Source organism: uncultured Pseudoteredinibacter sp., from assembly GCF_947502065.1.
In the GTDB taxonomy this organism is placed as follows: Bacteria; Pseudomonadota; Gammaproteobacteria; order Pseudomonadales; family Cellvibrionaceae; genus Pseudoteredinibacter.
Map to the genome: position 1 here is coordinate 1,243,283 of NZ_CANMYE010000001.1, position 19,808 is coordinate 1,263,090.

The 19,808-nt window shown below is 42.4% G+C and carries 12 protein-coding genes; 3 read left to right on the forward strand and 9 right to left on the reverse strand.

Translation table 11 applies throughout. The features are described 5' to 3' along the window. Nucleotides 1-25: 25 nt before the first annotated feature. From Q1A41_RS05055 to Q1A41_RS05065, 3 genes are all read left to right on the forward strand, one after another. Entirely contained in the window at nucleotides 26-4,108 is a 4,083-nt protein-coding gene (locus Q1A41_RS05055) for a hypothetical protein (RefSeq protein ID WP_299975543.1), read from the forward strand. Next, complete coding sequence (locus Q1A41_RS05060; protein WP_299975545.1) at nucleotides 4,101-5,975, forward strand: hypothetical protein; 1,875 nt, start codon at nucleotides 4,101-4,103, stop codon at nucleotides 5,973-5,975. The genes Q1A41_RS05055 and Q1A41_RS05060 overlap by 8 nt, the downstream gene beginning before the upstream one ends. Before the next feature lie 175 nt (nucleotides 5,976-6,150). Further along, on the forward strand, nucleotides 6,151-7,146 hold the full coding sequence (locus tag Q1A41_RS05065; RefSeq protein WP_299975547.1) for a DUF4917 family protein: 996 nt from the start codon (nucleotides 6,151-6,153) through the stop codon (nucleotides 7,144-7,146). 74 nt (nucleotides 7,147-7,220) lie between these two features. Here Q1A41_RS05065 and Q1A41_RS05070 read toward each other — a convergent pair whose 3' ends face one another. The 9 genes from Q1A41_RS05070 to Q1A41_RS05110 all read right to left on the reverse strand — a co-directional run bounded on the left by Q1A41_RS05070 (nucleotide 7,221) and on the right by Q1A41_RS05110 (nucleotide 19,062). Then, a complete protein-coding gene (locus tag Q1A41_RS05070) occupies nucleotides 7,221-7,994 on the reverse strand; it encodes a site-specific integrase (RefSeq protein ID WP_299975548.1) in 774 nt (257 codons plus the stop codon). 429 nt (nucleotides 7,995-8,423) lie between these two features. After that, entirely contained in the window at nucleotides 8,424-9,287 is an 864-nt protein-coding gene (locus Q1A41_RS05075) for a CopD family protein (RefSeq protein WP_299975549.1), read from the reverse strand. 15 nt (nucleotides 9,288-9,302) lie between these two features. Then, a complete protein-coding gene (locus tag Q1A41_RS05080; protein ID WP_299975550.1) occupies nucleotides 9,303-9,650 on the reverse strand; it encodes a copper resistance protein CopC in 348 nt (115 codons plus the stop codon). Between the two features lie 27 nt (nucleotides 9,651-9,677). Next, a complete protein-coding gene (locus tag Q1A41_RS05085; RefSeq protein ID WP_299976165.1) occupies nucleotides 9,678-11,495 on the reverse strand; it encodes an FAD-binding oxidoreductase in 1,818 nt (605 codons plus the stop codon). After that, the gene (locus Q1A41_RS05090; RefSeq protein ID WP_299975552.1) at nucleotides 11,485-12,201 is read right to left on the reverse strand and encodes a hypothetical protein; all 717 of its coding nucleotides are present in this window, start codon (nucleotides 12,199-12,201) and stop codon (nucleotides 11,485-11,487) included. The genes Q1A41_RS05085 and Q1A41_RS05090 overlap by 11 nt, the downstream gene beginning before the upstream one ends. Beyond that, nucleotides 12,198-15,341 carry a CusA/CzcA family heavy metal efflux RND transporter gene (locus Q1A41_RS05095; protein ID WP_299975554.1) on the reverse strand — a complete coding sequence of 1,048 codons (3,144 nt, stop codon included), beginning with the start codon at nucleotides 15,339-15,341 and terminating at the stop codon, nucleotides 12,198-12,200. Before Q1A41_RS05095 ends, Q1A41_RS05090 begins: the two co-directional genes overlap by 4 nt. Nucleotides 15,342-15,356: 15 nt before the next feature. Next, on the reverse strand, nucleotides 15,357-17,078 hold the full coding sequence (locus Q1A41_RS05100; protein WP_299975556.1) for an efflux RND transporter periplasmic adaptor subunit: 1,722 nt from the start codon (nucleotides 17,076-17,078) through the stop codon (nucleotides 15,357-15,359). Continuing rightward, complete coding sequence (locus Q1A41_RS05105; protein WP_299975558.1) at nucleotides 17,078-18,457, reverse strand: TolC family protein; 1,380 nt, start codon at nucleotides 18,455-18,457, stop codon at nucleotides 17,078-17,080. The genes Q1A41_RS05100 and Q1A41_RS05105 overlap by 1 nt, the downstream gene beginning before the upstream one ends. A 221-nt stretch (nucleotides 18,458-18,678) precedes the next feature. Beyond that, nucleotides 18,679-19,062: a hypothetical protein gene (locus Q1A41_RS05110; RefSeq protein ID WP_299975559.1), complete on the reverse strand. Its 384-nt coding sequence runs from the start codon at nucleotides 19,060-19,062 to the stop codon at nucleotides 18,679-18,681. Nucleotides 19,063-19,808: the final 746 nt, after the last annotated feature.

A 19,808-nucleotide genomic window follows, 5' to 3' on the forward strand; every position in this document is an offset into this window, starting at 1 on the left:
AAACCCCTTCAGCTGGAAGAACTTAATGAGATTTGATCTGAATGAAGCAATTCGCGATGTTTTAGATTTTCTGAAGAGTCATTGGAAGCCCTCGTTAGCGAAATATATTATTCTGCCATCAATGACGGTCGGACTAACTGCGCTTAGTGTTCCACTATGGGTCGAGGTAGCCAACTGGGTATTAGTCCACCAAAATATTCTCCCCGATTATAAACTTCCTCTTACGCAGCCAAATTACCCTCTGGGGGCGTCGCTTATAGGTTTAAGTGTTCTAGTTTATTTCCTTGATGTATGGCTAAAGAAAAATAGTACTCTGCCAAATCAATTAAATAAACTGCCATCGCAAGTGGCTAATGAAATAACAACTCATATGAAGAGTGGCGGTTTTACCGCTCAACACCTTCAAGATGAAAAAATAGAGAAGCTTGCTCACGAAATTACCGCGCTGCGATTTTTCGGTTCGTTTCCCAAGGAAGAAAAGGCGGCTGCTTTAGCAGAAAGCGTTATTGATGGAGAGTTGTCCGGCGGTACCCCTCAAGCAAAAGCCAGGGCACTAGCACTCCTGGCAAGGTACTTGTGTGTGGGGGAAGGAGTAGAGCAGGCCAAAATTTGGTTGTCACAATCTAAAAAACTGTGCCAAACGGAGGAGGCGGTAATAGCACAGGCCTTTTTTGATGCGATTGAATCGAACGATGTAGAGGCCGCGTCTGGTTTGCTTAAGGCAAGTGGCCCATCAAATTATGCCGCCTTCTTCATGATTAAAAAAACAGTGGAGGGAAGTGGGGCTGCTTTTGACTGGCTTGACGTCGCAGATTTAAGCGTTCAGGATTTAGATGATGATGGAAAAGTCGTTTTAATTTCTGCGTTACTGTCAGAACGTCACTGGGAAAAGGCTTTAAATATTGTAAAGTCTGTGGGCGAAGAATCCTTGACGAAGTCTACAGCGCTGGCTCAGCTTTCTGCATTCACATTTCTGGTAAATTCAATTAAAGCCGTTGAACTCCGTGAGAGCGTATTGACTTATATTCCGTTTGCGGCGGACAGATTCCCACTGGCTGATGATTCTGATTCTGTAGTGCTTAGAAATCGAGCTGCTGAGTTGTTTAAAATTTGCTCTAGCTTGGCAAGACATCTGCGGGCTGAAGATGTCGCGAATATGGCGGATAACTATGTGCTTTGGATAGAGCTTAGAAATAGTGAAACTCATGAACAGGCGAAGGCACAACTCCAGAGCTACTTTATTAGTTACACCCAAAAAACACTTGAGTATTTGCCGCTGGCGTTTGCATTTGGCATTGATGTCGATTTTGAGTCTATTGAAAAGGAAGTTAACAGGCAGACAGCGCTAAATCACGATAATGACCCAATTCTTGGTTTAGCAAGGTTTGTCTTGGCAAACACGAAAAAGTCATTCCCAGCAGTGGTGGAATATATTGCCAGTCACAGACATCAAATGGAAAAAGCAGTTAATCCCGTTGCTGTTGGAATGCTTGAAATAGAGGCATTGGCGCGGTCAGGTCTGGGGGATGATGCAGAAAAGCTCCTCCAAAAGGTAGAGAGCTCAGGTGCGCCTGATGCCGAAGTAAGTAATCTAAAAAATATCATTGAGTCAGTCAAGGGTAAAGATCCAGTTGCATTAGCCATAAGCCAATATAAACAAAGTAAAACTACCAATGATCTTTCACATTTGGTTGATTTACTGGAAAGAGAAAACATTGGGGATAGATACTACTCATATTGTAAGGAACTCTTTGATCGAACTGGTCAGGAATCTGATGCTACCAGAGTGTGTAATGCCGCCTCTTCGCTTGGAAAATTTTCTGAGCTTCATCAATTTCTGTTAGATAAGATGGATCTAGTTAAGAGAAGCGAGGGATTGCAGGCTCACTGGGCTTGGTCTCTATTTAGAAAGGGGGACCTAAGTGGTGCTCATGAACAGATTGCACTGTTGAAGCAATCTAAATCCCACCTACCTGATCTTAAAACGCTTGAAATCAATTTGGCCATATTAGGGGGTAACTGGGAATCCCTTAGCGTTTTTGTGGAGGATAGCTGGAATAGCCGGAAGGAGTTGAAGGCCGATGATCTTTTTCAGGCCGCACAGTTAGCCAAGGCCGTTTCTCCAGGTCGAGCAAGGCAAATAGTAGAGTTTTGTACTGGTAAATATTCTGAAGATCCTGAAGTGTTAGCAGCTTCGTATTTTACAGCGACCACAATGGGCTGGGAAGACAATCAAAAAACATCCGAGTGGCTCAATAAAGCGATGGTTCTCTCCAATGACGACGGACCATTGCATAGGGCATCATTAGAAGACTTAAAAGAGATGATGTCTGAAGCCAGGGAGAAAAATGAGAAGGTTTATAAAGCCTATATTGATGGTGATGCGCCTGTTATTACTGTGGCGGAGTTATTGAACAGGACAATATCTGACTTTTATCTGGTCCAGCCCCAGGAAAACAAAAGCGCGAAAGATATACGGCGGAAAAACTTAGTTCCAATATTTCATGGTGTTAGGTCGGATCAGATTATTGATTGTGATACTATTGCCATCGATTCTTCTAGTGCGCTGGTTATGGAGAATATAGGGCAGCTACATCATTTGTTTGATTGCTTTGAGAGAATTGTTATCCCTCACTCGTTCATGCGCTGGTTGTTTGTAGAAAAGCAAAAAGTTGCCTTTCACCAGCCGAGCCAGATCGCAAAGGCAAAATATTTTGAGCGTCTGGTATCTGACGGCAGAATTTCTGTTTTCCATCCTAAAACGATCAGCAACCCGGGGCTGGCGCTTGATGTAGGTGATGAGCTTGCCTATATACTTGAGGAGGCACACGCGAATCCTACAAATGAATCGCAGGCATTGGTGGTTTGTTCCTGCCCTGTGTATAAGGTCGGTGGCTCCTTCAGGGAGGTGGAAGCTGACCTTTCTTCATTTAACAACAGTCTGATTTCATGCACACAATTAATTAAAAAACTCGAAGGCCTGGCTGTAATCACTGAAGCTCAGCGTGTTAAAGCCATAAATTACCTATGCCAACACGAGAAAGAGTGGCCTGTCGATCTTGATGTGTCAAGTGGTGCGAGATTATATCTCGATTCATTGTCCATCACCTATTTGATGACCGTTGAAATGCTCGACAAGCTTAGTGATGCTGGATTCGAAGTGTATGTATTTAAGGGCGAGCGTGATAGGTATAGATCGCTGATAGACTACGCTTCAATCATCGAGCATGCAGATTCTAAAATAGAAAATATCAGGAAGTTATTTTCTAATGGACTTACATCTGGGAAAGTGATCCTTGCTGAAATGCCGCTAAATAGAGAGCAAGTCGCTGTTTCCAAGAATAAGTATGCGAGGCCAACAGAGGAGCTTTTTGAGACGCTTAAAGTATGCGATGCCGCTTTGATAGATGACCGATTTATGAATAAGCATAGAAATATTACATTTGATGAAAGAACAATACCAATTTTTACATCATTAGACCTTGTCGAGACACTACACCATAAAGAACTTATTTCTCAAGAACAAAAGCTTGATGCCAGAACATCACTTAGGGAGTTTGGGTTTGAGTTTGTTGGTATCTCCACAGAAGAGCTTGAATATCATTTAAATCACTCAGCTATGGCAGATGGTGAGTTTAGGCCAACTAAGCAGCTAAAACTGATAAGAGAAAATCTGCTTTTGATCAGGATTAGTGGCTTGGTTCAGCTCCCAAAAGATGCCCAGTGGCTACATGAAACCATGAAATCGATTGCACAAACCATAAAGGCTCAGTGGTCGGCAGATATCCCACTCGAACTAAGCCGTGCTAGATCTTGCTGGCTTTATGAGTTGATGGGCTTTCGAGAGTGGGCTCAGACCCACGAAATGAGGGACGATGGAGGCATGGCCTATTTGGGTGAGGTTTTAAGGGTGAATTTCATATTGATTGCGCAGGAGTCTATATCTGATAAGCAAAAGGAAGGCTACAAAGCTTGGTTGGATGAGTTTGTACTGGGGCCGTTGAGTGATATCGATTCGTGGAGCTTTAAGAATGTGGTTGACTCTATGAAGCAGCAGGTTAAAAGCGTTTCTCAACAATCGATATTGGAGGAAGAGTTGGATGGCTAACTCTGATTCTATGCGAGCTTATATGGCCTCCCATCTTATCAATTTATTCCCCAGCCTGGTCAGGGCGGAACTATTATCTGACTCTGAACTGTTGGAAGAGCTAGGTATTGCACCAGATGCTACGGTTAGTTTTAGTGATAACGGTGTAACTTTTGCCAGAAGTGCTCTCTTTAAGGCTATTCGCAGTGCTTTTGAAAAAATCGAGGAAGAATTTTTTCTTGAGGATATTAAGGGGGATCATTGGTCTCTGCGCCATCATCCGGGTGAACGACCAGCCTTTTCTTTAACTAAGGGCGATTTGCAGATACTTAATGATAGTTTTTGGCCGTTTTGTACTGAGGTGGACAGACGGTTAAGCGTATTTGAGGCTGAAGCGAAAGGTAGATCGTTTTCCAGAGAGGACCTGGAACGTTTGGGGGCAGTACTTTCGGCATCAATACTCAGTGATGAAGACGTATCAGATTTGTTGCTTGATTTGGATTGCTCGCCAAGTCACATTGAGGCTCTGTTAAGGCAGGAGTTTCAAAGCCCATCAAATAAAGTTTCCACGCTAGTTCCACGTGATATTCGCTATTACGAAAGGCTTGTGGGGAAATATTATGGGAGTAACAATATTGACGAGTATTGTGAGGTCGAGCTAAAACAGTATTTTGACAACAGAATAGAAAGTGAAGTGACTGAGAGTGATTTTTTGATGTGCATTCACAAGTCTATATCAGCAGTCGTTTCCAATTGCCTTGTTGATGAGGCTCAGTATCACGCAATGGCAAGCCGGGCGATCGAAACCTGCCACCCAATACTTTTAATATCATGCCTCGAAGTAGGCATACTGAAATTCAAAGATTCATCAGTTGCCATTATTAAGAAGCTGTTTGGGTGCATATCTTCTGCCAAAACGTTAGATAACCTGCGTCTGTTTTGCTCAATGGCAGTTTTTGTTGATGGCGAACTGGCGCGATTGCAGATATTCAAAGGAATGCCACCATTCTACAGGCGCCTTGCTTCATTCGCCCAATCAGCATTAATTGTTAAAGTGGCACTGGAAGAGGGTGTTGTTTTTGACAAAGTTGAGCAGTGGGCTTCTCAGCAAAGGGGGCTTTACTTTTTCTGCCAAAGCTTTATCGATTTGATAGAAGAGCCAAGGTGGCTCCCAACTTACTTAACCGAAGAGCAATTTATTAATGAACTGTATGGGCGGGTCAATGTAGCGTGTCAAGAGCCCGATGAGTGTGAGGTGGTTGAATATCTTCAAAAAGAGCTTACGTCTGGTTCGAGGTTGAATATGCACTCGTTCTTGCCCGGGCCATTGGAAGGTAACTCTGCACCAGCGGTTATACCAGATGAAATCTCGGATTTGCTTGCTAAGCATATCAACGGCAAAGCGTCATTTGATTCCTACAGGATTTTGATGAATTCAGCTCCCTTCTGGAAAATTGATGACGAATATTTGGAACATGCAGTTTCGCTACTCGAAAGCGCACAGCACAAGTTGGCATCAGTTAACGACAAGGATTCTGTCTACCAGGTGTTAAACGGGCTAGCTCAGGTTGCCTGTATGACCAGAAGTAAAAAGCTTGCTGTATCTGTGACGATCTTAAGCCGACTATATCGGGACTATATTGATGTGGATTCTGAGCCCGAAAACTATCTGGCAATAGGCGTTGTGGGGGGAGCAGCCTTTGAGGATAAAGATGGCTGGGCAGAATATATAGGACAATGGTGCACAGAATTGGCGTATCTGCAAATTAGTGAAGACTCTATTGAGAGAATGGAGCGGATGCTTGAAAGGCTTTGCATTCTGGAGCCCTATTTATTTTACACCTGTTCAAAAGCACTCAATATTTTTAGGATGCTGAGTAATAAATAAAACGCAGTCTATAAGGATGCCGGAGCCAGTTCTTTAATGTTGTATTTACTTGATTTTCTTTCTCCGCAAACAACGGATCATAGTTAAAATTTCAAGTATCCACTTTTGGCCTATGAAAGTTCAAAGTTAATGATTATTTGGATTTCCCCCAATTTAAATAAAAGGAGTGAAAAGTTTGCCTACAGAAATAATGGACTGGAAAGACATTGGAGATCAGTTTGATGGCGCGATCCTAGTTGGAAATGGTGCAAGTATAGCGGTAGACCAAAGCTTCCATTACGGGTCTTTAAAGCAGCATGCCATTGATAATGGGCTACTTACTAAAGATGTAGAAAGTATATTTGATTTCTTCCATACAGATGACTTTGAACTCATCCTGAGAATTGTCTGGCAATCTACGAATGTTAATAAATCACTTGATATTGATGATGATAAGACCGAGCAAGCATATCAACATATTCGTGACTGTTTGATAGCAGCGGTAAGAGATATCCATCCGGAGCATGAGGCGATATCTAATCAGGTACCAAATATTTATAATTTCCTCAAGCAGTTTAATACAATAATCGATTTAAACTACGACCTCATTGTGTATTGGGTCATGATGTATGGCCTTGACATCAATGATAAACATGCTTTTAAAGACTGTTTCGTAGGTTCATGCTTTGATGATGACTGGCAGCGCTTCAGAAAACCGCTTAGCGGACAGAGGCATTGCTCCTTGGTTTTTTACCCGCATGGAAGCCTTATTCTTGCCAGAGACAGAATTGAGAATGAAAAGAAATTAGCCGCATCAAGTTTTAGCCTTCTAGAGGGCATTTTGGATAAGTGGGAGCGAGGAAGTTATGTGCCATTGTTTGTTAGTGAAGGAACAAGCAATCAAAAGACGAAATCTATTCAAGGCAGTTACTATTTGAATACTGTATATCGAGAGGTGTTAACAAGCCTTCCCTCAAATTTAGTGGTATATGGATGGGGGTTTGGAGAACATGATATTCATTTACTAAAGCGTATAGGAAAATCAGGTATAGAAAGAGTTGCCGTATCAGTGTTTCGTGATGATCAGGCATATTGTAACCGCGTTACTCAAATCATTTCTGATGAGATTGGCAAGGATTGTGCGGTTTCTTTTTTCGATTCCAATAGTGCCGGATGTTGGAATAATGAATGATCGCCATGAGTTACAAAATCTTCTAAAGCATAGTTATGACATTATCAAATGTTCGATTTTTGGCCCAGACAGGACTAATCCATACTCTTTAAGGTTTCTGCTAGGATTTCCTCAGGAGGCTCTTCGTATATTAAAGTTGTTGATGGATTAACATGACCAGCAATTTTCTGTGCTATTTTGACAGATTTTTTCTGCTTGTGGATAACATTAGTAATCAGTGAGCGGCGCCCACTATGTGAGCTGGCTTTCTCAATTCCGGCCCAACCCCGCAACATCAAAGCCATATGTTCTTGTAGCGTGTTGGAAGAGTAGGGGCCACCTTTCTGAGTGATGAAAAGAGGGGAGGAAGGCTTTAGCTTTTCCCCTTTGCTAAGTCGCAAGCTTAGGTACTGAGCTAGAGCTTCACGAAGGCTCTGATCAACCATGGGAAGATCCCGTGATTTCCCTTTATGCTGTTTAACTGGCGGGTAAAAATTTTCTGAGTCAATGTCAGCCCCAGATTTAGCTAAGGCTTCAATTTGCCGAACAACTTTGTCAAAACTCTCAACATCAAAACTGATTGTTTTCCGTTGGTAGTGACTTTTGGAGCGCTTCATTGCGTTTGCACCTTTGGTGTAGGCTGCAGGCAGGCTCATTACTTCCAGCAAATTGAACTCAGTACCCGAAGAATTAAGCCTAGCAACTTCCTTCACTTGTAGGAGAGCAACCTCTTGAGCACGCAGTCCCAGCTTGAAGCTGATCTGCATGATAGCTGTGTTCTTTTCAGGGTGGCGGTGGTTCTGAATCAACTGGAAAAAACGACGTTGTTGTTCCGGAGTAGGCACACGTGCCTGGCCAGATTTAGCCATATAAACCTCAAAATAGGGGGGTATTGGACGACCTCAAAAAATGTAAAACCTATAAGGATTATAAGTTGCTGATTTATAATGATATGATTCTTGAAGGAACCTTATAAAGTTGATGATTTTCGTGGCTCAATGCTTATTGAAGCTGTGCGCCCAATGCCTCCTATAAAGTTGATAACCGGTCATCATACTAATCCTCGTATAATTTAAGCAAAAGTAGACCTTGTCATTTCATGACTTACCCCATACTCGTGTTTTGTTCTTTACGAATAATTCGAGGCACAAAGGGGCAGTATCAATCTCAACCTACCAACGGAAGCTCTGGAAAGAGCTGTTGTTGCAGGTGATGGCGCTGGTTATAAGCTATCCAGTTTAAGACGCAAATATAACCAATATATGGTACTTTCCTTTTCGAACGCTATTGTACAGTTCTCACAAGTCAGGGCTGACTACGCTAGTTAATACGGAGGTCAACAATAAAATACTAGATGCTATTCCCATTTCTAGATATATAGAATTAGCTAGTTTATTGCGCTGCTGTTTGTGATTAAGGCTTGGCACGAGCCTAAGCTTGTGATTGGCTGCGATTCCTAAAATGATAACCACAAATACTACCTTTAGAAGCAGCACTCTTCCGTGATCAGTGTAGAATAGGCTGTTTAAGCCTGAGTTTAGAGAAACACCTAAATAGAGCCCTGCAAAAAGAAGTAGAGTTACTAAAATCGAAGCTTGTTTTCCAAACCTATCCATTAGGCCTTTTAGCTTTCTGGTTTCCAGTGTTTTGCATGCGATTGCTAAAGAAGGAAGTGATCCAAACCACCATGCCATAACTAAGGCATGTATCATTAATGATAGCTTGGCTAGGTAATCTAGTTCGGATACATGACCGATAAGCGTGAATGAATATGTCAGCAAGATAATGGATAAAATCAAGATGCAGCTGCGAATCCACAAAGCGGGTGTTGAATCGACCTTTCTTTGCCCCTTTATTATTATCAAAAGGGCAAAGAATAAACCAATAGCGCGCAAAAGCGCTGAGCTTCCGATGGGAGAGTGAATCATAATTAACAATATATCTTGATCGAAGGCTCCTCTTAACCCTTCTTCTGCCATTGCCCCTGAGTTAGCAATGAACCATAAAAGGTTTGCGATGTTTGCGATGACTATGAGTTTTGTGTATTTGGGCTTCAATAAGGGAACCTTGAAAAGAAATGCATAGCTGACTATGCTGGCAAAGCCGGTGTAAAATAGTACCTTTGAAAGTACAATTAACCCATTCCAAATATGCATTTCCATAGTTGTGCCTATATATTAATGTACCATAAAGGTGTATTTTTCTTTCATCTTATGGCCGTCATTACCTAAGTAGATAATTTCGACAGAGTAGCTCTCGGGTTGTAGGTCCGGCAAGGACCATTGAAATATTGATTTAGATTGTTTTGATGGTTTGAAACCAAAGTTTACTTTTTCCCCTTTCCTGTCCTTCAGGGCAACTTTTACGATTCTAACCTTTTTATTGAATTCCAATGTTAGGAGTTCAGGCGGCATTTTCAGCATCGCATCTTTTGATGGAGTGGCTTGTAAAAGTTTTACGTGGGCGATTGCTGGGAAACTGATGGCAATGCTTGTAATAACAATGAGTTTTAGTAAATTTTTCATAAAATTGTCCTTGTATAAGTAATTTTTCTAGCTATTAAATTTCTCTTTGTTTATGAACTCTTGATTTACCCCGTTTTCTAAGATTATCTTCTCGATACTATGAATCATGCTTTCTGGGCCGCACAGGTAAAATTCGTACCTTTCGGTTTCAAGTTTTGGCATTTGTATAGTTGAAAGAACATCCTGAATCCGGCCTCTCTTTCCCATCCAGTGGCCTGAAGGATTTGAGACGGTAGGTGTGTAATGAAATCTGTCAATTTGTCTGCTTAGATTTAAGAACTCGTTATGGTAGACCAACTCTTCTTCATTGTTCGCGGAGTAAACTAATGTTATTTTCTCAGTCGATTCAGTGTTAGATAACATTTTAATGATCATGGGTCTTATTGGTGCAATTCCAGTTCCTGCAGCAATAAGGAAGTTGTGGTCTACATTTCTACTTGAAATTTGGAAGTTGTGTAGTGGTCCTTTTGCTGCTATACAATCCCCGATCTTTAGTGAACACATATAGCCAGAGCCAATTCCCGATGTTAGTTGCTCGTTACAAAAGTGCCACTTTATTAGGAATGTGATCTCATTTAGGTCAGCATTGTATTCGGTAATTGAGTAGTATCGTTGCGTTTTCTTATGCGGCATTTTCTTTATTTTTACGCTACTGCCTCTTTTTATAAATCTGTCTGGGACTTTATTCTGCGTATAGCCCTCAGGAATTGTTAGTTGCATGCTAGATCCTGGCGTATACAAAATACGTTCTTGTGATTCAATCTTAAATTTTAACTCTTTGATAGACGGCGTTATAAATTTGGATTCTGTCAGGCTTAGAGTAAGTTCGTTATCTCTATGGACTAAGTTAACTGACTCCACCTCATGGACGTAGTGTTGGCAACTAAGGCGATAGCCTTCTTTTAGCATACTAAGCGATATAAATGTTTTATCTAAATTTGTAGCATTCAGCGTAGGGGAGGTCCGGACCATGCATCTTCCGCAGGATCCTGCTCCGTCACACTGATTGGGAACAGAAATGTTAGCGCTTTTTAGGCACTCAAATATAGTCAAATACTTATTGCAGATTACCTCAGTTTCAATTTTTCTCTGATAATGTTGGCTGCTTACGGATATGGATTTGTAATCTCCATTCAGACTAATTTTATTAATCTTCTGTCTGAGTAATTGGATTAGCCAAATCATTCCAGTAATTGAAAGTACTGTGCTTAGTACCGCAAATAAGGTGATTAGCCAATTGTTAAAGCCGCCAGATACTCCATAGTCCATGAAATGCAGTATTTTCACCAACTCATTAAATCTGGATTGGTTTGTCGAGTGGCGTAATAACTTGGCCGTTACTATATCGAAATAAATTGTTGTATTTAAATCGTCATTTAAGGATGCAGTCCACATGGGATTTTCCTGTTGCGGATAGTCCAAAAATGGCGGATGGCGAATGGTTATAGAGTCAAAGGAGATCTTTTCATGGTAGATTGATTCAACTAAGGCTTGAATTTCAGCCGGTCCAACTGATTTTTGCAATCCCGTTGATGCATTGTATAAACGTGATCGACGTTCCTGATAGCTATGTGATCCTTTTTCAAAAATGAAATGGTAAAATGGCTCTCTTTGTATCCATACCAGTTCAATTTCTAAAGGCGGTTCAGATGAGATGGAGAAGGGATCGACAAACGTACCTCTGTTGTTGATTAAAATTTGTGGTGGCTGAATTTTTTCCTGCCCGATAGGCGAATGATCAGACAGGTTGAAGTATAACCCGGTCACAACCCAGATTATGACCTGTGTGCCAACAACAACAGAAATCCATTTGTGTATAAGGCGGTTTGACAGTTTAAGCTGCATCACGATTATCTCTCTGCTTATTGCGAGTAAAGTTCGCCACTGTTAGATATGCGCCAGCTACAGCTGAAATTAATGAGAAAATTGCCGCTATTCGAAGTAACCAATTCGAAACTTGATCTCCCTGTTTATAGTCCATTATGTGAAATCGCCACATCCAATCGAATAATCGCCAGTAATTGTGACGAACTGCTGTCAATTCTCCGCTCGACTGGCTAACGTAAAAGCTAGTATCGATAAGGTCGTTGAAAGATATCTTCCAAGCAGGGGTGTGTCTAGGTGATATCTCATTTAATTTGTCATCATATTCATCGATTAACGTTGCAGATTTAATGGGGGATTGTCCAGAATAGTAATGGCTGGCTATTTGAATGGCTTTCTCTCTATTTACAAGACCGAGTTCTTTACCATTCCTGATGCTAACAAGATGCGTCCTTGCTATAGCTGTTCTGATCCTATACACAGGTTGACCTACCAAGGTTGTCATGGTCAGCTCTATCGCAAGGGGGTACCTTTTTCGTATTAGCTCTATCGGATAGTTGGCTTTCACCATTTTTAATTTTTTATCCGTTTCCTTGAGCTTAGATTCACCGTGTATTTCGTGAATGTTGATGCTCACCATATATAAACCAGTAACTGACCAGATTAAAAACTGAAGGCCTAAAAAGGCCATCAGCCATTTGTGATAACGCCGAGCATATTTAATCACTGTGATTTACGCCCTTGGTGGTGCCCAAGACTTTGCTTTCTATAGAGGAAGTAAATCGCCGGTAAGACTAGTAATGTGAGAACGACAGCACTTGCCATCCCTCCGACCATGGGTGCTGCTATCCTGCTCATTACCTCCGATCCAGTTCCTGACCCGTACAAGATTGGGAGTAGTCCAACTATGATTGCTGCGGCTGTCATCATGACTGGTCGTACTCTCATACCTGCGCCTTCGAGAACGGACTGTCGCAATTCATCGATATCTAATGTCCTTCTATTCAAAGAGGCATGTTCTATTGCTGCGTTAAAGGATTGGTTTAGATAAACCAGCATAATCACCCCAATCTCTACGGCTACGCCCGCGAGAGCAATAAATCCAACCCCTACAGCTACTGAGAAGTTGAAGCCTTGAATATACATGAGCCAAATACTGCCGATCATTGCCAATGGTAAGGTGCCCATAATGATGGCAACTTCAGCAAAATTTCTAAAATTCATGTAAAGCAGAATAATGATAATCCCTAAAGTGAGAGGTATGACGTAGCTCAGTTTTTCCTTTGCTCTGAGCATATATTCATATTGGCCTGACCAGTTGATTGAATAGCCTGCAGGCAGCTGCAGTTCTTGTGCTACTGTTTTTTGGGCCTGCTGAACATAACTACCGACATCTACTCCTTCGATGTCGACGAAAACCCATCCGTTAATTCTTGCGTTTTCGCTTTTAATTCCAGGTGGCCCATCTTCAATTTTGATCGACGCAACATCAGCTAGGGAGATTCTCAGCCCTTCTTTGGTTACGATTGGGAGTTTCGATAGCTTTTCTGGTGAATCACGATAATCCTGTGGATAGCGAAGATTGACAGGGTAGCGCTCCTGTCCCTCAATGGTTTGAGTTACATTCATGCCTCCAATTGCGGAGGCTATAACCTCTTGGACGTCGGCTATATTTAAACCATAGCGAGAGGCGCTTTCACGTTCTATGTCAACTTTCAAGTATCGGCCGCCCGCAACTCGCTCCGAGTATACAGAAGCTGTACCGGAGACTTTCATCATGATTTCTTCGAGCTGTTTTCCTATGTCTTGAATCACGGAGAGTTCTGGCCCGGCGACCTTTATGCCGACTGGCGTTTTTATACCGGTTGCCAACATATCAATTCGAGTCTTGATGGGCATAACCCAGGCGTTGGTCAGTCCAGGGAATTTGACAAGCTTGTCAAATTCTTTTTTGAGGCTTTCGGTTGTAACTCCTTCTCTCCATTGTGACCTTGGTTTCAATTGGATAAAGGTCTCAATCATGGTTAGAGGGGCAGGATCAGTAGCGCTCTCTGCGCGACCAACTTTCCCAAATACCGTCTGAACTTCCGGAACGGTTTTAATTAGTTTGTCTGTTTGTTGTAGTAACTCCCTTGCTTTGCCAATAGAAATCCCCGGATAAGTCGTAGGCATGTACATGAGATCCCCTTCATCCAAGGGGGGGATAAATTCACTTCCGATTTTGCTTACTGGCCAGAAACCTATCACGCTAATAATAAGGGCGCAGGAAATAGTTGACTTGGGAAACTCAAGAACTATTTTTAAAGCTGGCATATAAATAGTTGTCAGCAAGCGGTTCACTGGATTTTTGTGCTCAGCTAGCACCTTACCACGAATAAAATAGCCCATTAATACGGGGACCAAAGTGATAGCTAGTGCTGCAGCTGCAGCCATGGCATACGTTTTGGTAAAAGCAAGAGGGGAAAACATACGTCCCTCTTGGGCTTCTAGGGTAAAGACGGGTACAAAGGAAACGGTAATGATCAATAGTGAGAAAAACAAGGCCGGCCCGACCTCACTGGCCGACTCGGCAACTATTTGCCAGCGGTTTTCTTCGGTGACTTCAGTTTTCTCCATATGCTTGTGCATATTTTCAATCATCACGATTGCCCCATCGATCATTGCGCCGATGGCAATAGCGATTCCTCCAAGGGACATGATGTTGGCATTGATTCCTTGCAGGTGCATTACGATAAACGCAGCAAGAATGCCAACAGGTAAACTGAATATGGCAACTAGCGATGAACGAACATGAAATAGAAATACGATGCAGACAAGCGCTACGACAATAAACTCTTCCAGCAACTTGAACCAGAGGTTTTCAACAGCTTCACCAATAAGCCCTGACCGGTCGTAAACAGTAACTATTTCAACACCTTCCGGAAGACCTTTCTTTAAGGTTTCTAACTTAGCCTTTACGCCGTCTATAGTTTTTTGTGCGTTCTCTCCGAAGCGCATTACCACTACACCGCCAACAACTTCGCCTTCTCCATTTAGTTCTGCCACCCCGCGCCTCATTTGGGGGCCTAAGTTTACTTGCGCTACATCTGCAATTGTTAGTGGTGTGCCATTTTCATTTATCCCGAGCGGAATGGATTCGATGTCTCGAATGTTTTTTATGTAACCTGAAGCAGTCACCATATATTCAGCTTCAGCCATTTCTACTACTGAAGCGCCAGTTTCTCTATTACCTCGTTGTAAAGCCATTTTGATGTGGCTGATAGGGATGTCATATGCACGTAAACGGTCGGGATCAACTTGCACCTGGTACTGCTTTACCATTCCACCAATGGCGGCGACTTCCGATACGCCCGGGACAGTTTGTAATTCGTATTTCAAAAACCAGTCCTGAAGACTTCTGAGTTGACTGATGTCAAGATTTCCAGTTTTATCGATCAAGGAGTAAAGATAAACCCAGCCAACACCGGTTGCATCTGGTCCTAGCTGGGGCTTGGCCGTACTTGGGAGGGATGGTGCAACTTGGCTTAGGTACTCCAGAACACGGCTTCTCGCCCAGTACAGATCAGTGTCTTCATCAAAAATAATGTAGACGTAAGAGTCGCCAAAAAACGAGTACCCTCGAACTGTAACTGCTCCTGGAACGGATAGCATTGCTGTTGTAAGAGGGTAGGTAACCTGGTCTTGAACAACTTGTGGCGCCTGACCGGGATAGCTGGTTTTAACAATAACTTGTACATCTGATAGATCAGGAATTGCATCTACCGGGGTATTTTTCAATGAGTACAGCCCAGCACCTATTAGTATAAAGGTTGCCAATAGAACAAAAAATCGGTTTCCTATTGACCACCGTATTATTGATTCAATCATCTAATTGCTCCGGTACTAGTGAGTCGAGTGGTCTATGGTTGACGGCTGAGGCTTCTCATTTTCCTTGGCCATCTGGGTAATCAATAGTTCATCCCTGACTTCAAATGTAAAATTGATATTGTCCCCTACGTTGAAATTTTGGATGTCAATGTCTTTAGCAATAGAAAACTCGACAGTTGCAGCAGGTCTATCCCATTTATCAATGGCGCCTCTATGAATGCTGGATAGTCTCGCACTTCTGTCTAGTGACTTTATTACGCCAGTTACCGTTGCACTTTGTGTTTCCTCTTCGCCCATAATATGTATGGCGGTAACTGTGTATTCACTTTCTTCAGTTCTTGTGACTTCAAAGTGCAAAGTTTGGCCCGGTTTCAACAGGCTTGCGTCAATGCTTTCGTGCAGGCCGAACTTCATTGTCATTTCCGGCCAGTCCCATACTTCTACTGCATTGTGATGAACTAAAATCATGCCATGGTCCTGCATTAGCTCTTTGACTTCACCTTGTAGCCAAGCTTTTTCTGGTTTTTCCTCGTGGGTCATGCGTTTAAAGTCGGAACTTTTGCTTGATTCAGAGTCTATTAGGAACTGTGCAGAAGTTACTACGCTGTCGCTCTCTGATAGACCGGCTGTAATTTCTGCGTATCGATCGTTGACTCGGCCGGCTTGTACTTCGATAGATTTAAATTGCCCGTCACCCAGGGCTAATACGACGCGGTCTTGACTGCCGGTTCGAATAAGTGCTTCTTTGGGAATCAGTATGGCGCTATCTGTCTGATTAGAATGTATATCCACCTTCGCGAACATATTTGGCCGCAAAGATTTGTCTGGGTTATCAAATTTCAACCTAACTCTTAATGTACGAGTTTTACTGTTTAAAGTTGGGTACACATAGTCAATATGCCCCGACCAATTCTTACCGGGCATATAATCAAGAGTCATCGATGCTGCTAAACCCTTTCTTATGAGGTTTGAGTCATTTTCAAATACCTCGGCTTCTACCCATACTTTGTCCAGCTTACCTATACTCATAAGAGTGTTTCCGGGCTTAACATAAAACCCCTCCCTTATCTTCAGATTTTCAACAACGCCAGATTGTGGTGCATAAAAAGTAACGTTTTGACTGACCCGTTGCTTTCTAATCAAATCTTTAATGAAATCTTCTGGCAGCTGTAAAGAACGCAGTCTATCTTTGGCTGCTGATATCAAAGCGCGATTATTGCGTTTTATAGCTATCAGAAGTTCTTCTTGGGCGTTCACGAGCTGAGGTGAATAAAGGGTGTAGAGTGCCTGCCCTTTTTGTACTGGTTCTCCGGTAGATTTAACGTGGAGTTTCTCTATCCAACCTTCAACCCTTGGGTGTATGTGAATGAGAAAGTCTTCATTGTATTGAACGTAACCTACTGTTGAAATTCTATTGTGCATTACTTTTCGTTCTACAGCTGCGGTTCGTACACCTAAGTTATTGATAACATGAGGTGCTATGGTTACAGCTCCAGGTCCAAAGTTTTGACTGGATGATGCTTCTTCGTATACAGGGATTAGGTCCATTCCCATGGGTGACTTTCCAGGTTGATCTCTACGATAATTGGAGTCCATTGGCGCCACCCAATATAGGGGTTTATCTTCTGCGCTATTATCCATTTCGCCTGGATTATTTACTTCAAATACCTTTATTCCAGTCACGCCTAGAGCTACGCCGATCAATGTTGCTAGCAGAGTTTTATTACTGAATGGCATTATAGAGCTCCTTTTTCTTGAGTCTTATTAGTGTTTTGGGGATAAGAAGACTGGCTTAAGTAGTAGTTAATTCGGGATACAGTTTTTAAAAGGTCAACATCAATTCTCAGTGCAGATATACGTGTGTTTAGCTCGGCAATTCGTGCTCGTACTACTTCTGAAAAGTCTCCGTCGTCATTGGTGTATGCTGTCAATGAGGCTTGCGCTTGATCGCGGCTCTTCATTAGCAAACTTTCTTTGTATAGTCTTTGCCTTTCTAAAAGTCGGGTTAAATTTCGCAACTCTTTTCTCAGCGAGCTAATAAGGCTTTTGTGTATTAAATACCTTTCTGCTTTGATAGCCTCAGCATCAGCAGTCGCTGCGGAGAGGGTTTTATCCTGTTTGTTTCGGGTGAATAGGGGAACGTCCATGCTTATGCCAACTGAAAATAAATCACTTCTATCTCTACCGTCTTGTGCGTTGTCTCTGTATCCGTAAGACGCATTGAGCGTCCATTTGGGCTTGTATAATTGCTCGGCAAGTTTAATCGATTGATTGAATACAGATTGTTTTACATCTATAGCGGCAAGTAGAGGGTGTGTTGACAAAAGGCTAGCGAGCTCTTGTTGGCTTGCGTTTTTCAGCTTCGTTAGGGTGGACCGGCTAAGTTCAATGTTTGGCAATTTCTTGGCTATTTGTGTTCCAGGGCTAAGAATTTGGCCATAGTTTTCAATTTCCTTTGAAAACATCCACTCGTTTAGCTTTTCATTTGATATTTCGAAATTTTGCTTTTCGCGAGTCAATCTGTCCTCGAGCTGCAGTATTTCGAGCTGAGCGCGAATAATGTCGTGTTGCCGAGTTTTGCCAATGGCGCTTGAGTAGCTAGACTTCGTTATATCAGTTAGCTGCTCAAATAAATGCCAGTCTTTTTCAATAAGCTCGATTGTAAACTGAGCGGCATAGCTGTCCAGCCATTGCTCTGATACAACTTTCTTGAGTTTGGCTCTGCGATCCTCTCTGAGGATAGGGTACTCAGCTGATTTTTTAAGAAGTTGATTTTTACGAATCGATAGACTATCACCCCGAGGCAGTGTTTGAGATATGCCAAGTTGCATTTGAGTCATGGGCTCCTGATCAAACTGTAGGGAATCAATCGCCAAGTTGGATAACTTCAATGACACTTTTGGATCTGCTAGGGTGCCTGCCGCAACACTTCTTGCCACGGTTGCTTTCTGATTAAGAACGCTTTGCGTTAACCAGGGGTCATTCTCTATGGCTATGGATACAGCCCTTTCAAGCGATAAAGTCTGTTCAGGAACTAGCCTGGACTCACTGTCAGCCAGCGCGGTTAAAGAAATGCTAGCCACAACGGCCATAATGCTTCCAGATCTATGCTTCATCGGATGCTCCATTTAGATCACTTCAAAAGTTATGTGAACTATCGACCAGTGGTATGTGGGCTGCGATTAATTCACATTGCCCGCCGCGTAGTGCGACAGCCTAAAGTAAGTATGTAGGGCTAGGGGGTGATGGGGTGCTACAGATATCAAACGCTATCGTTTTTGAATGAGGTTCGAAGATAGTGGTTTGATGTGCGAAACCAAGGCGCACTTACCCTAGCTTAAGCGTGAGCTGGTGGGCGATAAAGGGAGCTAATGTTAGAGCTTAGCTGAGCTTCTGAAATAATGCTGAAGGCATTTGAATGGAACAGCAGTAATGCTTGAGGAAGTTCACTATTTGCCGCATACGTTGAATTGCAGGCATTAGCAGGGCAGTTGCAGTCAATGTTACAGCAATCTTCTGCCATCTCACCAGGGTTGTTCGTTCCGTCATCCATTGCGGCATGATGGTGCATATCTGAATGGCTAGATGATGCAGACACGTCCAGGTGACTGGAGTTGTGAGTGTCGCTGGGCATTTCGCAGGCGGCATATGCTGAAGCAGATACTTGCGCAATTAAGGCAAATATCGCAAATAGCATTATTGCTGCTTTTGAAATTCTCACGTGCATCTCGTTCTCATTTACCAGGAAGCCTGTCGGCGCATAGTAAATCAAGTCTCTAGCGGATGTAAATACATTTCCTCATTTATATAATAGCAAAACTGAATATTACTATTCTATTAATATGGTTAGACGTTATTGATCACGGGTTGCGGATAGTGGGGCGCCTCATTTTTTCCTGTGAGGGCTACTGAGTGCTTCTAGCACTCTATTCATAGATGGATAATTGCAATTTAGGCGGCTATTTTCGGCTCTGCCACTATTGTTTTTATTAGAAATTTATTTGGCCATTTAACTTAGAATAATATTACCTACCTATAATCGTGTTGCAGTTTTCAATAAATTGAACTATCTTCGATCCAACACGCTCTATAGATTCGAAACGTCAGTTGTTCAAAAGTTGGATTATGAAGTCTGTAATAAGATATAAATACATTGTTGCGATTGTTCTGATGATGGCATTCATCTCTCAGACATATGCGGCTGTAAGTATGTCTTGCGAAACTACAGCGATGACGTCAGCTGTTGTAGCAAACGATGGCTTCGAAATGGATCACTCTCAGCATATGGGAATGTCCCAACCCACTGATGAGAATTCATCCACCTTTGTTGAATGTTGTGCAGATTGTGACTGTAGTCTCGGAGGGTGTAATGCCGCAGTTTTAATAGGAACGCATATAGCTTTTGCTCCTCCCTCCAACTTGCTGGCTAATCACTATTCGGATCATACAGTTGACAAACTAATTATC